Origin of the sequence: Streptomyces hokutonensis, assembly GCF_042751305.1 — a bacterium.
Lineage (GTDB): Bacteria > Actinomycetota > Actinomycetes > Streptomycetales > Streptomycetaceae > Streptomyces > Streptomyces hokutonensis_A.
Window position 1 is genome coordinate 219913 of the sequence record NZ_JBHYWD010000010.1, and the last position, 19726, is coordinate 239638.

18 protein-coding genes are annotated in these 19726 nt (G+C 67.4%); 8 read left to right on the forward strand and 10 right to left on the reverse strand.

Going from position 1 to position 19726, the window contains the following annotated elements; translation table 11 throughout:
• Window positions 1-176: 176 nt before the first annotated feature.
• The 4 genes from ACFXC1_RS26665 to ACFXC1_RS26680 form a co-directional block, all read right to left on the reverse strand.
• Window positions 177-719 (reverse strand): LppU/SCO3897 family protein, encoded by a 543-nt coding sequence (locus ACFXC1_RS26665; protein ID WP_381246574.1) that lies wholly within the window; start codon window positions 717-719, stop codon window positions 177-179.
• Window positions 720-839: 120 nt separating this feature from the next.
• A complete protein-coding gene (locus tag ACFXC1_RS26670) occupies window positions 840-2117 on the reverse strand; it encodes an MFS transporter (RefSeq protein WP_381246577.1) in 1278 nt (425 codons plus the stop codon).
• 75 nt (window positions 2118-2192) lie between these two features.
• On the reverse strand, window positions 2193-3275 hold the full coding sequence (locus ACFXC1_RS26675; RefSeq protein ID WP_328830386.1) for an inositol-3-phosphate synthase: 1083 nt from the start codon (window positions 3273-3275) through the stop codon (window positions 2193-2195).
• Window positions 3276-3319: 44 nt separating this feature from the next.
• A complete protein-coding gene (locus ACFXC1_RS26680) occupies window positions 3320-4006 on the reverse strand; it encodes a PadR family transcriptional regulator (protein WP_381246580.1) in 687 nt (228 codons plus the stop codon).
• A gap of 375 nt (window positions 4007-4381) precedes the next feature.
• Here ACFXC1_RS26680 and ACFXC1_RS26685 point away from each other — a divergent pair, with 375 nt between their 5' ends.
• Window positions 4382-6994, forward strand: a complete 2613-nt coding sequence (locus ACFXC1_RS26685) for a transglycosylase domain-containing protein (protein ID WP_381246582.1) — start codon at window positions 4382-4384, stop codon at window positions 6992-6994.
• Between the two features lie 115 nt (window positions 6995-7109).
• Here ACFXC1_RS26685 and ACFXC1_RS26690 read toward each other — a convergent pair whose 3' ends face one another.
• Window positions 7110-7523 (reverse strand): hypothetical protein, encoded by a 414-nt coding sequence (locus tag ACFXC1_RS26690; RefSeq protein WP_381246584.1) that lies wholly within the window; start codon window positions 7521-7523, stop codon window positions 7110-7112.
• Window positions 7524-7691: 168 nt separating this feature from the next.
• Here ACFXC1_RS26690 and ACFXC1_RS26695 point away from each other — a divergent pair, with 168 nt between their 5' ends.
• Window positions 7692-9191 carry a glycosyltransferase family 87 protein gene (locus ACFXC1_RS26695; protein ID WP_381246586.1) on the forward strand — a complete coding sequence of 500 codons (1500 nt, stop codon included), beginning with the start codon at window positions 7692-7694 and terminating at the stop codon, window positions 9189-9191.
• Between the two features lie 81 nt (window positions 9192-9272).
• Here ACFXC1_RS26695 and ACFXC1_RS26700 read toward each other — a convergent pair whose 3' ends face one another.
• The 3 genes from ACFXC1_RS26700 to ACFXC1_RS26710 form a co-directional block, all read right to left on the reverse strand.
• On the reverse strand, window positions 9273-10304 hold the full coding sequence (locus tag ACFXC1_RS26700) for an alanine racemase (protein WP_381246589.1): 1032 nt from the start codon (window positions 10302-10304) through the stop codon (window positions 9273-9275).
• Window positions 10305-10387: 83 nt separating this feature from the next.
• Entirely contained in the window at window positions 10388-11509 is a 1122-nt protein-coding gene (gene femX / locus ACFXC1_RS26705; protein ID WP_381246592.1) for a peptidoglycan bridge formation glycyltransferase FemX, read from the reverse strand.
• 178 nt (window positions 11510-11687) lie between these two features.
• Window positions 11688-12002, reverse strand: coding sequence for a hypothetical protein (locus ACFXC1_RS26710; protein ID WP_019073378.1), 315 nt, complete (start codon window positions 12000-12002; stop codon window positions 11688-11690).
• A gap of 279 nt (window positions 12003-12281) precedes the next feature.
• On the opposite strand from ACFXC1_RS26710, the gene rpsF reads away from it, so the two are divergent.
• From rpsF to rplI, 4 genes are all read left to right on the forward strand, one after another.
• On the forward strand, window positions 12282-12572 hold the full coding sequence (gene rpsF, locus ACFXC1_RS26715) for a 30S ribosomal protein S6 (protein ID WP_006604399.1): 291 nt from the start codon (window positions 12282-12284) through the stop codon (window positions 12570-12572).
• A gap of 77 nt (window positions 12573-12649) precedes the next feature.
• Window positions 12650-13252, forward strand: coding sequence for a single-stranded DNA-binding protein (locus tag ACFXC1_RS26720; protein ID WP_362984515.1), 603 nt, complete (start codon window positions 12650-12652; stop codon window positions 13250-13252).
• A 57-nt stretch (window positions 13253-13309) separates the two neighbouring features.
• On the forward strand, window positions 13310-13546 hold the full coding sequence (rpsR, locus tag ACFXC1_RS26725) for a 30S ribosomal protein S18 (RefSeq protein WP_006381652.1): 237 nt from the start codon (window positions 13310-13312) through the stop codon (window positions 13544-13546).
• A gap of 18 nt (window positions 13547-13564) precedes the next feature.
• Window positions 13565-14011: a 50S ribosomal protein L9 gene (gene rplI / locus ACFXC1_RS26730; RefSeq protein ID WP_019073380.1), complete on the forward strand. Its 447-nt coding sequence runs from the start codon at window positions 13565-13567 to the stop codon at window positions 14009-14011.
• 166 nt (window positions 14012-14177) lie between these two features.
• Here the strand turns inward: rplI and ACFXC1_RS26735 are convergent, their stop codons facing one another.
• The gene (locus tag ACFXC1_RS26735; protein WP_381246597.1) at window positions 14178-15515 is read right to left on the reverse strand and encodes an MATE family efflux transporter; all 1338 of its coding nucleotides are present in this window, start codon (window positions 15513-15515) and stop codon (window positions 14178-14180) included.
• Between the two features lie 460 nt (window positions 15516-15975).
• Here ACFXC1_RS26735 and dnaB point away from each other — a divergent pair, with 460 nt between their 5' ends.
• Window positions 15976-17454, forward strand: coding sequence for a replicative DNA helicase (gene dnaB / locus ACFXC1_RS26740; protein ID WP_200713270.1), 1479 nt, complete (start codon window positions 15976-15978; stop codon window positions 17452-17454).
• 27 nt (window positions 17455-17481) lie between these two features.
• Here the strand turns inward: dnaB and ACFXC1_RS26745 are convergent, their stop codons facing one another.
• The gene (locus ACFXC1_RS26745; RefSeq protein WP_381246600.1) at window positions 17482-18048 is read right to left on the reverse strand and encodes a dihydrofolate reductase family protein; all 567 of its coding nucleotides are present in this window, start codon (window positions 18046-18048) and stop codon (window positions 17482-17484) included.
• 170 nt (window positions 18049-18218) lie between these two features.
• Between ACFXC1_RS26745 and ACFXC1_RS26750 the strand changes: the two genes are divergently transcribed.
• Entirely contained in the window at window positions 18219-19604 is a 1386-nt protein-coding gene (locus ACFXC1_RS26750) for a serine hydrolase domain-containing protein (RefSeq protein WP_381246603.1), read from the forward strand.
• Window positions 19605-19726: the final 122 nt, after the last annotated feature.

Genomic DNA, 19726 nt, shown 5'->3' on the forward strand with positions numbered 1-19726 from the left:
GGGGGCCACCGGGCAGGGGGCTCCGTCGGGTGGGTCGGCCCCCAAAAGGGCTGTGTGTGCCTCGGCTCGCTGAGGGTGTTGACCGTGGTCTTGTTTCACGTGAAACATGACCCCGGACAGCATCAGGGGCGGTGTTTCACGTGAAACATGAGACACCGCCCCGCGTCGTAACTGCCTTACTTCTTGTAGTCCTTCAGGCAGAGCAGGAAGTCGCTGCCGTCACCGCTCTCGGTGTACGAGTACTGGAAGTCCTTCGCGGCCGCCGTGCACTTGCTCTCCGCCTCGGCCTCGGAGTAGTTGCCGCTGATCTTGGCCAGCACCGTGTACTGGGCCTTCGCGTCGCTGCACTTCACGACCTTGAGGTCCGGGTTGGTGTCGCTGGTGCTGCCGCGGTGCATGCAGTCGCCGACCTTTGCCGTGTCGGCGTCGTGCTGACTCGATATGACGCCGTAGATGGCAGCGCCGATGCCGATCACGAGGATGATGGCGAGCCGTATCAGCTTGGGGCTGAACTTGCGCTTGGGCTGCGCCGGGACCGGGGCGAACGGAGCCGCGCCCTGTGGCGGGAACCCGGGCTGGCCGGGCTGCTGCGGGTAGCCGCCCTGGGGCGGGTAAGGGGCCTGCCCCTGGGGCGGGTACGGGGCCTGCGCCTGAGGCTGGCCGTAGGGCTGCTGGCCCTGGGCGTATGGGTTCGGGCTCTGAGGCGGCGGAGTTGTCATTCGGGGTCCCCCCTGGAACGTGGGCGCATGACGCGGCTTGGCACGCGGCATGGTGCGAAGTAAGACGCACGTAAGTTACCGGCACCCACTGACACCGCTGTGCCCCGGATGGACTCCGTATCAGTGATGTGACACTTTCCGGCGTTCAAAGTGGGCCATAGCCGCAGCAACCGCCGAGTAGATAACGGCGACCGTGACCACCAGCGTCACCGAGCGGCCGTCCGGCGGCAGCACCAGGGCGGCCATCGCAGCCGCGCCGACGAAGGCGACGTTGAACAGGACGTCGTAGACGGAGAAGATCCGGCCGCGGAAGCCGTCGTGGACCGAGAACTGGACGATCGTGTCCGTGGCGATCTTCGCGCCCTGTGTGGTCAGGCCCAGGACGAAGGCCGCCGCCAGCATCGGGGCGGTGGTGAACGGGAGGCCGAGGGCAGGTTCCAGGACCGCGGCGGCCGCCGCGCACACGGCGATCCAGCGGCCGGGACCCAGTCGTCCGGCGGCCCAGGGTGTCACCACGGCCGCCACGAAGAAGCCGGCGCCGGAGACCCCCAACGCCAGCCCCAGCAGGCGCAGTCCGTCGTCCGAGGTCGACGACAGGGCGTACCGGCAGAGCATCAGCAGCAGGACCGTCAGGGCGCCGTAGCAGAAGCGCATCAGTGTCATCGCGAGGAGGGCCCGGACCGCCTGCCGGCGTTGCGGCGCGGCGAGATGCCGTAGCGCCGCTCTCAGGTCCCGGGCGGTGCCGGCGAGGGCAGTTGCCAGTCGGGGCCGGGTCAACGCGAGGTCGGGGCCGAGGAGTTCGGGGGCCATGCGCAAGGAGGCGAGGGCCGCGCAGAGGTACAGGGCGGCGCCCAGCAGGACCACCGTGGAGTCGGTGTCCGCGACCAGCAGGCGGACGACGAAGGCGAGGCCGCCGCCCGCGGTTGCCGCGAGTGTTCCGGCCGTGGGGGAAAGGGAGTTGGCGAGGACGAGCCGTTCGTCGTCGACCACGCGAGGGAGCGCGGCGGACAGGCCAGCGAGGACGAAGCGGTTGACGGCGGTGACGCACAGCGCGGAGGCGTAGAAAAGCCAGTCCGGGACGTGGCTCACCATCAGGACGGCGGTGGCCGCGGCCAGCAGGGAGCGCAGCAGGTTGCCGTAGAGGAAGACCTGGCGGCGGCGCCAGCGGTCCAGGAGGACGCCGGCGAAGGGGCCGATGAGGGAGTACGGGAGGAGCAGGACCGCCATCGCGGAGGCGATCGAGCCGGCCGAGGTCTGTTTCTCCGGGGAGAAGACGACGTAGGCGGCGAGTGCGACCTGGTAGACGCCGTCCGCGCCCTGGGAGAGGAGGCGTACGGCGAGCAGGCGGCGGAAGCCCTGGAAGCGCAGAAGGACGCGCAGGTCACGGACGACGGCCATGGGCACAGCCTCACATACGAGGAGGGTCCCCGGGCGGAATGCCCCGGGGACCCTCGACGACCGGACGGGCGGGGCTTAGCGCTCGACCTCGCCCTTGATGAACTTCTCGACGTTCGCGTAGGCCTCGTCGTCGAAGTACTGCACCGGCGGGGACTTCATGAAGTAGCTCGACGCGGAGAGGATCGGGCCGCCGATGCCGCGGTCCTTGGCGATCTTCGCGGCGCGCAGGGCGTCGATGATGACACCCGCGGAGTTCGGGGAGTCCCAGACCTCGAGCTTGTACTCCAGGTTCAGCGGGACGTCGCCGAAGGCACGGCCTTCGAGGCGGACGTAGGCCCACTTGCGGTCGTCGAGCCACTGGACGTAGTCCGACGGGCCGATGTGGACGTTCTTCTCGCCCAGGTCGCGGTCCGGGATCTGCGAAGTGACGGCCTGCGTCTTCGAGATCTTCTTGGACTCGAGGCGGTCGCGCTCCAACATGTTCTTGAAGTCCATGTTGCCGCCGACGTTGAGCTGCATCGTGCGCTCGAGGCGGACACCGCGGTCCTCGAACAGCTTCGCCATCACACGGTGCGTGATGGTGGCGCCGACCTGGGACTTGATGTCGTCGCCGACGATCGGAACGCCGGCCTCGGTGAACTTGTCCGCCCACTCCTTGGTGCCGGCGATGAAGACCGGGAGGGCGTTGACGAAGGCGACCTTGGCGTCGATGGCGCACTGGGCGTAGAACTTCGCCGCGTCCTCGGAGCCGACGGGCAGGTAGCAGATGAGGACGTCGACCTGCTTGTCCTTGAGGACCTGGACCACGTCGACCGGGGTCTCGTCGGACTCCTCGATCGTCATGCGGTAGTACTTGCCCAGGCCGTCGAGGGTGTGACCGCGCTGGACCGTGACGCCCTTGTTCGGGACGTCGCAGATCTTGATGGTGTTGTTCTCACTGGCACCGATGGCGTCGGAGAGGTCGAGGCCGACCTTCTTCGCGTCGACGTCGAACGCGGCGACGAACTCGACGTCACCGACGTGGTAGTCGCCGAACTGGACGTGCATCAGACCCGGCACCTTGGCCGCCGGATCGGCGTCCTTGTAGTACTCGACGCCCTGTACCAGTGAGGCGGCGCAGTTGCCCACGCCGACGATGGCTACGCGAACCGAACCCATTCCGGTTGCTCCCTGTGTGTGCGAGGTGAGGCCCTGACTGGACCTCATGTGGTGGTTTCGTCGGACGGATCCGGCCCGGGGGTGGCACCCCCGAGCCGGGGCAGGCCGCCCGACTCCCCGGATGTGCTGTCCTGCTGAGCGGTGCCGTCCGGAACGGGACCCTTCAGGTCACGTCCGGCCCGCTCGCTCTCGATGAGCTCGTTCAGCCAGCGCACTTCGCGCTCCACGGACTCCATTCCGTGGCGCTGGAGCTCAAGGGTGTAGTCGTCGAGGCGCTCCCGGGTCCGCGCCAGGGAGGCACGCATCTTCTCCAGACGCTCCTCCAGCCGGCTGCGGCGGCCCTCCAGTACGTGCATGCGTACGTCGCGTGACGTCTGCCCGAAGAAGGCGAAACGAGCGGCGAAATGTTCGTCCTCGTACGCGTCGGGTCCCGTCTGCGAGAGCAGCTCCTCGAAGTGCTCCTTACCTTCCGCCGTCAACCGGTAGACGATCTTGGCGCGACGCCCCGCGAGTGTGGCCGTGAGGGCGTCCTCAGGAGTGTTCCCCGTCTCCTCGATCAACCAGCCGTTGGCGACCAGCGTCTTGAGGCAGGGATAGAGCGTCCCGTAGCTGAACGCACGGAACACACCCAGTGACGTATTGAGTCGTTTGCGCAGCTCATAGCCGTGCATCGGGGATTCGCGGAGCAGGCCGAGGATGGCGAACTCGAGGATGCCGGAACGCCGGCTCATCGTCGCCTCCTCGCTGTCCGCGGTCCGACCGTGACGGTCCTTATGCCGAGCTGATGTATCGACTCGATACATCCAGACGATAGAACGGCCTTCCGGATGCGACAAGTGGGGAGATGGTGACCGCCGTCACATCACTGATTCGTTGGAATCAAGTTGCCTGATTTGGGGTGAACTTCGGGGCTAAGCAGGTTTTGACGGTGCGTAGTCTGTGCGGCATGCACACCACCGGGAACCAAGTGACGCGTGGGGGCGTCAACGTCCCCGGTGCGGTACGGATGAATGCAGCACCGACCACATCCGTACTTCGGGGGGACCGGAAACCAGCCGCCGTTTCCAGGCGCGCACGGGTGCGCCTGCCCGAGGAGTAATCGTTCGATGAGCGAGCACCGTCGCAAACCGCCGCAGCCGCAGGGAGGCGGACGTGCCGCGGACCGACGCGGCCAGTCCGGACCGACCTCCGGCCGCCGCGCGGCACCGCGAGGCGCCACCACCGGGTCTCCATCCGATTCCTATGGGTCCAACCCCGCCGCTTCCGGGGGCGACGACCGCCAGTACGGCAGCCGTGCCGAAGCCCGCCGGGCCGCGCAGAGAGGCGGCGGCCGTCGCAGAGGGGCCGAGCCGGCGGGCCGCGGTCCAGGTGGCTCGAACGGGCCCGGCCGAGGCAGAGGACGCGCTTCCGCGCCCGGCAAGAAGAGGTTCATCGACTATCCGCGCTTCGACAAGTACGGATGGCGCCGCTGGGTGCCCTCCTGGCGGCTTGTCTCCAGCCTGTGCCTGGTGTTCTTCGGCAGCATCGTGGCCGCGGTCGGTGTCGGCTACGCGATGGTCAGCATCCCCAGCGAGAACACCGCGGCCCAGTCGCAGAACAACGTCTACTACTGGTCCAACGGCGATCAGATGGTTGCCACGGGCACCGGTGCCAACCGTCAGAACATCACCATCGCCGACATCCCGAAGGCCATGCAGTGGTCGGTGATCTCCGCCGAGAACAAGAGCTTCTACTCGGACTCGGGCGTCGACCCCATGGGTATCGCCCGGGCCCTGGTCAACATGGCCAAGGGCGGTCAGACGCAGGGTGGTTCGACGATCACCCAGCAGTTCGTCAAGAACACCTACCTCAGCCAGGAACAGACGGTCACCCGTAAGTTCAAGGAGATGTTCATCTCCATCAAGGTGGGCACGTCGCTCAGCAAGGAGCAGGTCCTCCAGGGCTACCTGAACACCTCGTACTACGGCCGCGGCGCCTACGGCATACAGGCCGCCGCGCAGACCTACTACGGCGTGAACGCGGTGGATCTCAAGCCGGCGCAGTGCGCCTTCCTCGCGGCGCTGTTGAAGGGTCCGACGTACTACGACCCGATCGGCGCCACGAACATCGACCCCGCGGCGACCGCCGAAGCCAACCGCAAGCGCTCAGAGGCCCGCTGGAGCTGGATCCTCGAGCAGATGCACAACGACAAGCACATCACGGACGCCGAGTACCAGACGGCCATCAAGAAGTACCCCCAGCCCCAGGGCCTGAAGGCGACCAAGGGCATGACGGGGCAGATCAGCTACCTGGTCGACACGGCCAAGAAGTACGTCCTGAACCACTCGAACATCTCGCAGACCGAGTTCGACAAGGGCGGCTTCCAGATCTACACGACCTTCGAGAAGAACAAGGTCGACGAACTGAGCGCGGCCGTGAAGAAGGTCCAGGCGGACCGCATCGACCCGAAGAAGCGCAGTCTGGACAAGTACGTCCAGTTCGGCGCGGCGTCGGTGAGGCCCAAGGACGGAGCGATCGTCGCCCTCTACGGAGGTGACGGTTACGAGAACGGCCACTTCACCAACAACGCCGACACCTCGGGTGTCCCCGTGGGTTCGACCTGGAAGCCGTTCGTGCTCGCCGCGGCCATGGAGTACGGCACGTACAAGACCGACGGCGTCGGTATCTCGCCGCTGAGCAAGTACAACGGCGACGACCATCTCAAGGTCCGAAACCAGGACGGCACATACGTCCTGAACAAGGACAACTCGATCTTCTACCAGAACAACGAGAGCAAATATCCCTGGGGCTACATCACGCTGCGCAAGGCGATGGAGCAGTCCATCAACACGCCGTACGTGCAGCTCGGTATGGACGTCGGGATGACGAAGGTGAAGGCCGTCGCCAAGTCGGCGGGCATCCTGGACGCCAGCATGACGAAGGATCTCAACGCGTCCTTCGCCATCGGTACGTCGACACCCAGCGCGATCCGGATGGCCGACGCCTACGCGACGTTCGCCGCCTCGGGCAAGCAGGCGGACCCGTACTCGGTGACGTCCGTCAAGCAGGGCGGACAGCCGGTGCCCGGCTTCGCCAAGCCCGCGGTGAAGCAGGCGATGCCGGAGAACGTGGCGAACAACGTCACGGACACCCTGGAGAACGTCATCCAGAACGGTACGGCCAAGAACGCGAAGGCGCTGGGCCGTGCGGCGGCCGGCAAGACCGGTACCACCGACAGCAACAAGTCGGCCTGGTTCGTCGGCTACACCCAGCAGCTCTCGACGTCGATCGCGATGTTCAGGGAGAACCCCAAGGACGCCGAACTGCTCTCCATGAACGGTACGGCGGGCGTGGCGTCCATTCACGGTGGTGACATTCCGACGTCGATCTGGACCGAGTACATGGAGGCCGCACTCAAGGGGGCCTCCGATCCGGGCTTCCCGGATGCCACCAAGATCGACAAGGTCCAGAACGAGGACGGCGCACCGTCGCCCTCTCCGACGCCCGTGGTGACGCCGAGCGAGACGCCCAGCGAGACGCCGAGCGAGACGCCGAGTGAGACGCCGAGTTCGTCGCCGTCGGCGAGCGAGTCCTGCCGGTTCAGCTGGCAGTGCAGTGACACCGGGGGCACCGACGGAGGCACGACGTCCACGCCGACGGACACGGCCACCGCGACGGAGTCCAGCGGCACCAACAATGGCAACGGCAACGGGGGTATCTTCGGCGGCGCAAACGGCTGACCGATAGCAGAAGGCCGGTGTTCGGCGCCGTGGAAAGGCGCCGAACACCGGCCTTTATGCGTACCGGCCCCCAGCGCGAGGACTGAGCAGCCGGGGCCTTTTGTGCTTTTGTGGGTCAGACCCAGCTGATGCAGTGGGAAACCAGAGAGCTTCCCTCGTAAGTCGCCACCTCGATCCCGACATCGGCGATCTGGCCGCCGCCGGCGGGCACGTAGGAGTTGACCACCGTGGAGCTGCCGGCTCCGTCGTAGTCGTAGTGCCACTTGAGATAGTCGGTGGTGTCCGCGTAGCCCACCAGCAGGCGAATCTGCACGTGGTGCCCGTCGGCGCCGGTGTCCCGCACGGTCATGGTGAGATTGGGGATGCCGAAGTCGTTGTAATCCCACCCGGTGGTGATGAGAGACCCTTGGGAGCCGGTGGCGGCGCATTCGGCGGTGTGCACCACGAGCGCCTGCGAAGGGCTGGCCGCGAAACCCACGAACAGTGCGGAAGTGACGCCGATCAGGCCGAATCTTGCGAATTTAATCATCCATCCCCCAATTGTTGAGTGAATCTTCACCTCGCCTTGATCGTAGTTATGGTCGACCGGGCCCTGCAATATTAATAAAATTCGTAATTGGGGTGTATCAATTCAAAGCAATATGCCGGCTGTCAGGACGGCATGTCGCTCTCAGGTGCATGCGGCAGGATGTCCCCCATGCCCAGTGCAGAACTGACGCCCACGAGCGTGCACGAGCCGGATCCGGTGAAGCCGACCAAGGTCGACCAGGTCGCCGCCGCCGGTAGCGAACTGATCGGTGGCCCCATCGGCCGGCGGGCCCTTCTCGGGGCGTCCTGGTGGACTCCCGTACGGGTCGTCGCGCTGGTGGCGATCGGTATGTTCGCCCTCGGCCTGGTCCAGAAGGCGCCCTGCTACAACAGCGGTTGGTTCTTCGGCGCGAGTTCGCAGTACACGCACGCGTGCTACTCGGACATCCCGCACCTCTACCAGGGGCGCGGCTTCGCCGACGGGCTCGTGCCGTACTTCGACAAGCTCCCCGGCGACATGCAGTACCTCGAATACCCGGTCCTGACCGGTGTGTTCATGGAGGTGGCCGCCTGGCTCACACCGGGCAGCGGCAGCATCCAGCACCAGGAACAGTGGTACTGGATGGTCAACGCCGGGATGCTGATGGTGTGCGCGGCCGTCATCGTCGTCTGCGTCAGCCGCACGCACGCCCGCCGCCCCTGGGACGGACTGCTGGTCGCCCTGGCACCCGCCTTCGCGCTGACCGCCACCATCAACTGGGACCTGCTGGCGGTCGCTCTGACGGCCTCGGCGATGCTGATGTGGTCCCGGGGCCGTTCGCTCGCTTTCGGCGTCCTGTTGGGCCTTGCAACGGCCGCCAAGCTGTATCCCGTCTTTCTCCTCGGCCCCTTGTTCCTGCTGTGCTGGCGGGCGGGCAAGTGGCGGGACTTCGGGAAGGCGTTCGGCGGAACCGCCGTGGCCTGGCTGGCGGTGAACCTGCCGGTGATGCTCTTCGCCTTCGACGGCTGGTCGAAGTTCTACACGTTCAGCCAGGAACGGGGCGTCGACTTCGGGTCCTTCTGGCTGATCCTGGCCCAGAACTCCAGCGACCCGCTCAGCACCGGCACCGTCAACACCTTCGCCACCCTGCTGATGCTCCTGTGCTGCGGAGCCATCGCGGCACTCACGCTGACCGCTCCGCGCCGGCCGCGCTTCGCCCAGCTGGCCTTCCTGATCGTCGCCGCGTTCATCCTGACCAACAAGGTCTACTCGCCGCAGTACGTACTGTGGCTGGTCCCGCTGGCCGTGCTGGCCCGGCCGAAGTGGCGGGACTTCCTGATCTGGCAGGCGTGCGAGGTGGCGTACTTCCTGGGCATCTGGATGTACCTCGCGTACACGACCAGCGGAAACGCCCACAAGGGCCTGCCGACCGACGGCTATCACTGGGCCATCGGCCTGCACCTCCTGGGCACGCTCTACCTGTGCGCCGTGATCGTGCGCGACATCCTCATGCCGGAACGGGACGTCGTGCGCCTGGCGGGCGACGACGACCCCTCGGGCGGGGTGCTCGACCGGGCGGAGGACGTGTTCGTGTTCGGGTCCGCGGCCCGTCCCGGACGGCACGCGGCCCCCTTCGACGGACCGCAGGTGGAGTGGGGCGGCGAGGGGACGGTCGACCGTTCGCTCTGAGCGAACAGGGCTCGGCGGGACCACGCGAAAGGCCGTACACGGGAGGTTCCGTGTACGGCCTTCCGGCTGTTCAGGAGAGGCTCAGCGATCGACGAGCCGGTCGAACTGGGTTGTGGTGTGCCGCAGATGGGCCACCAGCTCCTCGCCGACCTTCGGCTCTGCCGCTTCCGCCGGCACGAACAGGATCGAGACCTGCATGTGCGGAGGCTCCGCGAACCAGCGCTGCTTGCCGTCCCAGACGAACGGAGAAAGGTTCCGGTTCACCGTGGCCAGACCCGCGCGGGCGACGCCCTTGGCGCGCGGCATGACGCCGTGCAGCGCCTTGGGGGCCTCCAGGCCCACCCCGTGCGACGTACCGCCCGCCACGACCACCAGATAGCCGTCCGAGGCCGCCTTCTGCTGCCGGTAGCCGAAGCGGTCGCCCTTGGAGACCCGGGTGACGTCCAGGACCGCCCCGCGGTATTCGGTGGCCTCGTGGTCCCCCAGCCACAGCCGGGTGCCGATACGGGCCCGGAAGTGGGTCTGCGGGAACTGCTGCTGCAGCCGGGCGAGTTCCTCGGCCTTGAGGTGGCTGACGAACATCGTGTGCAAAGGCAGCCGCGCGGCCCGCAGCCGGTCCATCCAGCCGATGACCTCCTCGACGGCGTCCGAGCCGTCGGTGCGGTCCAGCGGGAGGTGGATGGCGAAGCCCTCCAGGCGGACGTTCTCTATGGCCGAGTGCAGCTGCGGCAGTTCCTGCTCGCTGACGCCGTGCCGCTTCATCGAGGACATCACCTCGATGACCACACGGGCGCCCACGAGGCCGTACACACCGTCGATGGACGACACCGAGCGGATCACCCGGTCCGGCAGCGGAACCGGCTCCTCGCCGCGGCGGTAGGGCGTCAGCACCAGCAGGTCGCCCCCGAACCAGTCCTTGATCCGGGCGGCCTCGTACGTCGTGCCGACGGCGAGGACGTCCGCGCCCAGACGCGTCGCCTCCTCCGCCAGCCGCTCGTGCCCGAAGCCGTAGCCGTTGCCCTTGCAGACCGGGACGAGCCCCGGGAACTGCCCGGCCACGTGCTTGTGATGCGCCCGCCAGCGCGCAGTGTCGACGTAGAGCGTGAGCGCCATGGCCGGACCTGGAACCTTTCGGGTGGCTGCGGTGTATCAGGAGTATGAGAACTGTCGACGGTATCGAAGCAAGGACCGTCAGGTCAGCGGCGCGACATGTAGATGTCGAGCGCCTTGTGGAGCAGCTTGTTCAGCGGGAAGTCCCACTCGCCCAGGTACTCGGCGGCCTGTCCGCCGGTGCCCACCTTGAACTGGATCAGACCGAAGAGGTGGTCGGTCTCGTCCAGCGAGTCGGAGATGCCGCGCAGGTCGTAGACGGTGGCGCCGAGCGCGTAGGCGTCGCGCAGCATCCGCCACTGCATCGCGTTCGAGGGCCGGACCTCACGGCCGATGTTGTCGGAGGCGCCGTAGGAGTACCAGACGTGTCCGCCGACCACGAGCATCGTCGCCGCCGACAGGTTCACCCCGTTGTGCCGGGCGAAGTACAGCCGCATCCGGTTGGGGTCCTCGGTGTTGAGGGCCGTCCACATGCGCTGGAAGTACGACAGCGGGCGGGGCCGGAAGTGGTCGCGCACGGCCGTGATCTCGTACAGCCGCTGCCATTCCTCGAGGTCGTGGTAGCCGCCCTGGACGACCTCGACACCGGCCTTCTCGGCCTTCTTGATGTTGCGGCGCCACAGCTGGTTGAAGTTCTTGTGGACCTCTTCGAGCGAGCGGTTCGCCAGCGGCACCTGGTAGACGTAGCGCGGCTGGACGTCGCCGAAGCCGGCGCCGCCGTCCTCACCCTGCTGCCAGCCCATACGGCGCAGCTTGTCGGCCACCTCGAAGGCGCGCGGCTCGATGTAGTCGGCCTCGATGTCGCGCAGCCGCTTCACGTCCGGGTTCTGGATGCCCGCCTTGATGGAGGTGGCCTCCCAGCGCCGGATGATGACCGGCGGGCCCATCTTCACCGAGAACGCGCCCTGCTGCTTGAGGTGGGCCAGCATCGGCTGGATCCAGTCGTCCAGATTCGGCGCGAACCAGTTGATGACCGGGCCCTCGGGCAGATAGGCCAAGTAGCGCTTGATCTTGGGCAGTTGGCGGTAGAGGACCAGACCCGCACCGACCAGCTCGCCGGTCTTCTCGTCGAACCAGCCGAGGTTCTCGGAGCGCCACTCCGCCTTCACATCAGCCCATGCCGGGACCTGCATGTGGCTAGCCGACGGCAGGCTCTGGATGAATGCCAGATGCTGCTCTCGGCTGATGGTCCTCAGGGTCAGGCTCATTCGGGGCGCTCCTCGGGCTGGTGTGTCCCCATGGGTACAGGGGCTCCGGCTCTCGCGCCGAAGCCTACTGCGCCTTGCGAGCGCCCCGACTGGGCGTATGCAACCTGCGCCTCGGCCTGTGGGCCGCCGAGGCGTTCCGTGGTGTTTTACGCGGTGTTCGGACCGTGGTGCCGGAGCGTCAGCTGATGACGCCGCCGAACAGTCCGCCGTGCGCCATGCCGAGGAAGAACCCGACACCCGCGGCACCGAGACCCAGGATCAGGCCGAAGCGTTCCCTCGTCGTCTCCGAGATCCACTGGCCGTAGGCGCCGGTGAGGATCCCCACCAGGCCGGTCCATGAGCTGAGCAGATGCAGGTGGTGGAAGAAGCCCGTGACGAACGCGGTCAGCCCGAGCACCACGGTCACCGCGAGCAGCGTGTCCTGGAGCGGATGGGGCTTGCCGTCCGTGGCGAAAAGGGAACCGGCGGTGTTGGGTCGCAATGCCTGTGCCATATGGCACCTCCTGCGGAAGGCGGCGCGTCGTCGCGCCGGACACACCCGATGTGTACAGATTGGCGCTCTCCGCCACCGGATTTCAACCGGAAGCCGGTGTGCGGGTAGTCTGTACCCTCTGCACTGGTGTCTGCCCACGTCGTCACGGATCGGAATCCCCGCAAGGGGCACCCGATGTCAGTGGCGGCTGTTTTACTGGCACACACTGTTGCTTACGCATCACAACCCTCCTGCCACGGATCGACCGTGGCCGCTGAGTCCAAAGGAGGTGGGTTCCACATGCGTCACTACGAGGTGATGGTCATCCTCGACCCCGATCTGGAGGAGCGCGCTGTCTCCCCCCTGATCGAGAACTTCCTCTCCGTCGTCCGTGAGGGCAACGGAAAGGTCGAGAAGGTCGACACCTGGGGCCGTCGTCGTCTCTCGTACGAGATCAAGAAGAAGCCCGAGGGCATCTACTCGGTCATCGACCTGCAGGCCGAGCCTGCGGTCGTCAAGGAGCTCGACCGCCAGATGAACCTGAACGAGTCGGTCCTCCGGACCAAGGTCCTCCGCCCCGAGACCCACTGAGCATCTAGCTCAGCCGATCTCGGGATCCGAGTAGCAGCACCAAGCAGCCAGCAGCAAACCCGCCGAGAGGTTCCCCCATGGCAGGCGAGACCGTCATCACGGTCGTCGGCAATCTTGTCGACGACCCCGAGCTGCGCTTCACCCCTTCCGGTGCGGCGGTCGCGAAGTTCCGTGTCGCGTCCACTCCCCGCACCTTCGACCGCCAGACGAACGAGTGGAAGGACGGCGAAAGCCTCTTCCTCACCTGCTCGGTCTGGCGTCAGGCGGCGGAGAACGTCGCCGAATCGCTCCAGCGAGGCATGCGCGTCATCGTGCAGGGCCGGCTGAAGCAGCGGTCCTACGAGGACCGTGAGGGCGTCAAGCGCACGGTCTACGAACTGGACGTCGAAGAAGTCGGCGCCAGCCTGCGCAGTGCCACGGCCAAGGTCACCAAGACCGCCGGTGGCGCTCGCGGTGGCCAGGGCGGCGGCTTCGGCGGCGGCGGTGGTGGTGGCCAGGGTGGCGGCGGCTGGGGTGGAAACTCCGGCGGCGGTCAGCCGGCCGGCGGTGCTCCCGCCGACGACCCGTGGGCAACCGGCGCTCCCGCCGGTGGCAACCAGGGCGGCGGCGGTGGCGGCTGGGGTGGAAACTCCGGCGGCGCCGGCGGTGGCGGCGGCTACTCGGACGAACCCCCCTTCTAGGCCTCCGGGCCGAGGGTGGGTCGTACCCACACTTCTTGATCACACAGGAGATACACCATGGCGAAGCCGCCTGTGCGCAAGCCGAAGAAGAAGGTCTGCGCATTCTGCAAGGACAAGGTCCAGTACGTGGACTACAAGGACACGAACATGCTGCGGAAGTTCATTTCCGACCGCGGCAAGATCCGTGCCCGCCGCGTGACCGGCAACTGCACGCAGCACCAGCGTGACGTCGCCACGGCCGTGAAGAACAGCCGTGAGATGGCGCTGCTGCCCTACACCTCCACCGCGCGATAAGGGAAGGGTGACCGACCAATGAAGATCATCCTCACCCACGAGGTCTCCGGCCTCGGTGCCGCGGGCGACGTCGTCGACGTCAAGGACGGTTACGCTCGCAACTACCTGATCCCGCGGAAGTTCGCTATCCGCTGGACCAAGGGTGGCGAGAAGGACGTCGAGCAGATCCGTCGTGCTCGCAAGATCCACGAGATCCAGACCATCGAGCAGGCCAACTCCGTGAAGGCCCAGCTCGAAGGCGTCAAGGTTCGTCTGGCCGTCCGCTCCGGCGACGCCGGTCGTCTCTTCGGCTCCGTCACCCCGGCCGACATCGCTTCGGCGATCAAGGCTTCCGGTGGCCCCGAGGTCGACAAGCGTCGTATCGAGCTGTCTGCCCCGATCAAGACGCTGGGCGCCCACGAGACGTCCGTGCGTCTGCACCCCGAGGTTGCCGCCAAGGTCAACATCGAGGTCATCGCGGCCTGACCGCTGCGCTCGGCACAGCTGAGAGAGGGGCCGCACCCGTTGGGGTGCGGCCCCTCTGCTGTGGTCGGGGCTGCGGGACGCGGCTCGCATGTTGAGTCCGAGGCGGTGCTACGGGGCGCATGTTTCACGTGAAACGTGGCAGCGGGCGGTGTTTCACGTGAAACGGTCAGCGGGTCGCGCCCGTGACGACCCAGCGGCCCGAGCAGGTGCGCAGCAGGAGGGTCAGCATGCGCACCGCCATCATCAGGGTCATCGCTCCCCAGAGAGCGGTCAGTCCGCCACCGAAGCCCGGCACGAGCAGAGCCACCGGGGCGAAGACCGCCAGGGTCACCAGCATCGCTCCTGCGAGATACGGCCCGTCTCCCGCGCCCATCAGTACCCCGTCCAGGACGAAGACGACACCGCAGATCGGCTGCGAGAGCGCCACCATGATCAGGGCGGGCAGGGCGGTGTCCTTGACGGTGGAGTCGCTGGTGAACAGGGGGAGGAACAGCGGCCGGGATACGATCACCAGGAGGCCGAGCACCACTCCGACGGCGATGCCCCACTGCACCATGCGGCGGCAGGCGGCTCGGGCGCCTTGTGGATCGTCCGCACCGAGGTAGCGGCCGATGATGGCCTGGCCCGCGATGGCGATGGCGTCGAGTGCGAAGGCCAGCAGGGACCACAGGGACAAGATGATCTGGTGGGCCGCGATGTCGGCGTCCCCGAGCCGGGCTGCGACCGCCGTCGCGATCAGGAGGATCGCTCGCAGGGAGAGCGTGCGCACCAGGAGAGGTGCACCCGCCTGCGCCGAGGCTCGGATCCCTGCCGCGTCGGGGCGGAGCGAGGCGCCGTGCCGACGGGCTCCGCGGACGACCACGAAGAGATAGACGGCGGCCATCCCCCATTGGGCGATGACGGTGCCCCAGGCGGAGCCGGCGATACCGAGGTCGGCGCCGTAGACCAGCCCCAGGTTGAGGACGCCGTTGGCGACGAAGCCGGTGATGGCGACGTACAGCGGTGTCCTTGTGTTCTGGAGTCCGCGCAGGACTCCGGTGGCGGCGAGTACGACCAGCATGGCCGGGATGCCGAGGGAGGAGATCCGCAGATAGGTCGTCGCGTAGGGGGCCGCCGTGTCCGAGGTGCCGAAGAGGCCGACGAGGGAGGGTGCCGAGGGAAGGACGACGGCGATGACGGTGGCACCGATCAGCAGCGCGAGCCAGATGCCGTCCATGCCCTGGCGGATGGCCGCCTGGAGATCACCCGCGCCGACGCGTCGGGCGACGGCCGCAGTGGTGGCGTAGGCGAGAAAGACGAAGACGCTCACGGCTGTCGTCAGTAGGGCGGAAGCCACGCCGAGTCCGGCGAGTTGTGCCGTGCCGAGGTGACCCACGATCGCGCTGTCGGCCATGACGAAGAGGGGCTCGGCGACGAGTGCGCCGAAGGCCGGGACGGCCAGCATCACGATCTCGCGGTCGTGCCGGCGTCGGGTGGCCCTGGTGGTCGCGGGAGCCTGTGTCATGAGCACTAATCTAATCGTCCACAGGTAAGAGATGCAATTGCAATGTGACCCTTACCTCTGATGTCGCCTCGTGTCCTCTCGCGCACTGTTCGAAGCGATCTTGGGCCGACTGGAGAAGTTTTTCTTCTGCACAGCCGGTGGACGGGGAAAGGCCAGGTCAGATAGGCCGCGATCGGAACGGGGAGGGCTTGTTCACAGGGCTGTCCACCGGGTCGTGCACAGGTTTTGGCGGGTTCTCCACAGCATCCGGGCCGTCGTCCACATGGCCTGTGGATAACCAGATTGGCTGACGGTGCCCGCGGGCCTACGGTGGACCGGCACCCGCCCCGTCAGTCGGACTGAGAACCAACACAAAACCGACGCGCCCGTACCGGAGTTGGGCGTCTCATTTGTCAGTGCCGTGCCGTAGAAATGAGGGGCACGGCGAGGTCCGCTCGGCGGACGGGAGGAGGTGGCTCGGTTGAGTATTTCCGAGCCCTTGGACGACCCGTGGGCCGAGAGCGGTCCAAGTGATCGTCTGCCCGCTTCCCGACGGCGCGGTGACGGAGGCCGGGGCCGCGACGAACAGCACGACCGCGGCCGGGAAGGCGGCGAGTGGGAGGGCGCGGGCTCGGCCTTCGAACGCGTGCCGCCGCAGGACCTCGACGCCGAGCAGTCCGTACTCGGCGGCATGCTCCTGTCCAAGGACGCCATCGCCGACGTCGTCGAGGTCCTCAAGGGCCACGACTTCTACAAGCCCGCTCACGAGACGATCTACCAGGCGATCCTCGACGTCTACGCCAAGGGCGAGCCGGCCGACCCGATCACCATCGCCGCCGAACTCACCAAACGCGGTGAGATCAACAAGGTCGGCGGCGCATCGTATCTGCACACACTCGTCCAGACCGTGCCGACGGCGGCGAACGCGGAGTACTACGCCGAGATCGTCCACGAGCGGGCCGTCCTGCGCCGCCTGGTCGAGGCAGGTACGCGCATCACGCAGATGGGGTACGCGGCCGACGACGACGTCGACGAGATCGTCAACCGGGCCCAGGCCGAGATCTACGCGGTCACCGAGCAGCGGACCAGCGAGGACTACCTCCCGCTCGGCGACATCATGGAGGGCGCGCTCGACGAGATCGAGGCGATCGGCTCGCGCAGCGGCGAGATGACGGGTGTGCCCACCGGGTTCACGGACCTCGACTCACTCACCAATGGTCTGCACCCGGGCCAGATGATCGTCATCGCCGCCCGCCCCGCCATGGGCAAGTCCACGCTCGCGCTGGACTTCGCGCGCGCGGCATCGATCAAGCACAACCTGCCGAGCGTCATCTTCTCCCTCGAAATGGGGCGCAACGAGATCGCGATGCGTCTGCTGTCCGCCGAGGCCCGTGTCGCCCTGCACCACATGCGGTCCGGCACCATGACCGACGAGGACTGGACCCGGCTGGCCCGGCGGATGCCCGAGGTGTCGTCCGCTCCGCTCTACATCGACGACTCCCCGAACCTGTCGATGATGGAGATCCGTGCGAAGTGCCGCCGGCTCAAGCAGCGCAGCGACATCAAGCTCGTGATCATCGACTATCTGCAGCTGATGCAGGCCGGCGGCTCCAAGCGCCAGGAGAGCCGTCAGCAGGAGGTCTCGGACATGTCCCGAAACCTCAAGCTTCTGGCGAAGGAGCTGGAGGTCCCGGTGATCGCGCTCTCACAGCTCAACCGTGGTCCCGAGCAGCGCACGGACAAGAAGCCGATGGTGTCCGACCTGCGTGAGTCCGGCTCCATCGAGCAGGACGCGGACATGGTGATCCTGCTGCACCGCGAGGACGCCTATGAGAAGGAGTCACCGCGCGCGGGCGAGGCCGACATCATCGTGGGCAAGCACCGTAACGGCCCGACGGCGACGATCACCGTCGCCTTCCAGGGCCACTACTCGCGCTTCGTGGACATGGCACAGACCTGACCGGGCGATGTGGGCGGGTGCTGCTGCTCAGCGCCGCGTCTCGTACCTGGTGAGGATCACGCCGCCGGGAAACGTGCGCGTCTCCACCAGGTTCAGGTTCACCCAGTTGTCCAGCGCGGTGAAGAACGGCGTGCCGCCGCCCACCAGGACCGGCGCGGTGGCCAGCACGTACTCGTCGATCAGCCCGGCCCGCATGGCCGCCCCGGCGAGCGTCGCGCCGCCGATGTCCATAGGGCCGCCGTCCTCGGCCTTGAGGCGGGTGATCTCGGCGACCGCGTCGCCGGTGACCAGGCGGGTGTTCCAGTCGACCTTGTCGGTTGTCGAGGAGAACACCACCTTCGCCATGTCCCGCCAGCGGCGCGCGAACTCGATCTCCGCCGGGGTTGCGCCCGGCTGCTGGTCGCCGGTCGGCCAGTGGGAGCTCATCGTCTGCCACAGCTTGCGCCCGTACAGCGACAGGTCGGTCGCCTGCAACTGGTCGGACCAGAACTGGAACAGCTCGTCGCTCGGCGGTCCGCCCCACCCGATGTCGTCGCCGGGCGCCGCAATGTAGCCGTCCAGGGTCAGGTTCATGCCGTAGATCAGTTTCCGCATGACGCCAGCCTTCCGTGAGTCGGTCTCACGCGTACAGACCGGCGCGGCGCAGGAAGCTCATCGGTATGTCATCGGCGGCGAGACCCTGCACGGCCGCAGGAGACCGACCCGGTGCCGTGTCCTGGGAAATGTGCTCGACGCAGGGCAGTCCCGCCGGATGGACTGGGGGCATGACGACATCTCAGGACGACTTGCTTCCCGGAACCCGCCGGGCGTTGCTGCATCGGATCGCCGTGGCTCAGGCCGAGGGGCGGGCACCGTCGTTGGTCGCGGCGGTGGTGCGGGACGGGCGGGCGGTGTGGCACGGTGCGCGGACCTCGGTGGACGGGCACGGGCCGGACGAGAACGTGCAGTACCGGATCGGCTCGATCACCAAGACGTTCACCGCCGTCCTGGTACTGCGGCTGCGTGAAGAAGGCGTCCTCGATCTCGGTGACCCCCTGGAGAAGCATCTGCCGGGCACCGGCGCGGGGGAGGCCACCATCGCCCAACTGCTCGCGCACACCAGCGGGTTGGCGGCCGAGTCACCCGCGCCCTGGTGGGAACGGACGCCCGGTTCCGTGCGCCCCGAACTCCGCGATGTGCTGGGCGAGCAACCCCTGTTGCATCCGGTCGGCCGCCGGTTCCACTACTCGAACCCCGGATACACGCTGTTGGGCGCACTCGTCGAGGAGCTGCGCGGTGCGCCCTGGGAGGACGTACTCCGGCGGGAAGTGCTCGAACCCCTGGGCCTCCATCGCACGAGCGCTCAGCCGCAGGCGCCCCACGCGGGTGGCTGGGCGGTGCATCCGTGGGCCGACGCACTGCTGCCGGAACCCGCAGAGGATCTCGGCCTCATGGCGCCCGCCGGTCAACTCTGGTCCACCACAGGCGACTTGGCACAGTTTGCCGTCTTCCTGGCCAGCGGCGACGACCGGGTCCTGAGCGCCGAGTCCGTGCGGGAGATGCGGACCCCGGCGGCACCGGCCGAGGCGGCCGATGTCGTGGACGGCGCCGCCTACGGTCTCGGCCTCCAGATTCAGCACCGCGACGGCCGACTGCTCATCGGCCACTCCGGATCGCTGCCCGGCTTCCTGGCGAACCTCACCATCAGCCTGGAGGACGACGTCTCGGCCGTGGTGCTGGCCAACTGCACCTCCGGACCGCTGCTGTCATCGCTGGGCGCTGACCTCGTCCGTATCGTCGCCGAGGCCGAACCGAGGATTCCCGAGCCCTGGCGGCCGATGCCCGAAGTCGACGCCGCCGCACTGGAGTTGGCCGGGCAGTGGTACTGGGGTACGCACGGCTTCGCCCTGCGGCTGACGGCAGACGGAAAGGCCTCGCTGGAGCCATCGGCGGGCAAGGGCCGCCGCTCACGTTTCCGGGCCAACGGTGACGGCACCTGGACCGGTCTGGAGGGCTACTACGCCGGGGAGCTTCTACGGCCGGTACGGCGCCCTGACGGGTCCGTCAGCCACCTGGACCTCGGGTCGTTCGTCTTCACGCGTCAGCCGTACGACGAGACCGCTTCTGTGCCGGGTGGGGTGGACCCGGAGGGGTGGCGGGGGATCCGCTAACCGCGTGATGGTCGGGGAGGGGGGGGGGGGGGGGGGGTATGAAAGACACCCCCCCCCCACAGGCGGGGGGGGAGCCCCCCCACAACACTCGATGTGTAGTAAAACAGAAGCAGGGGGGGGAG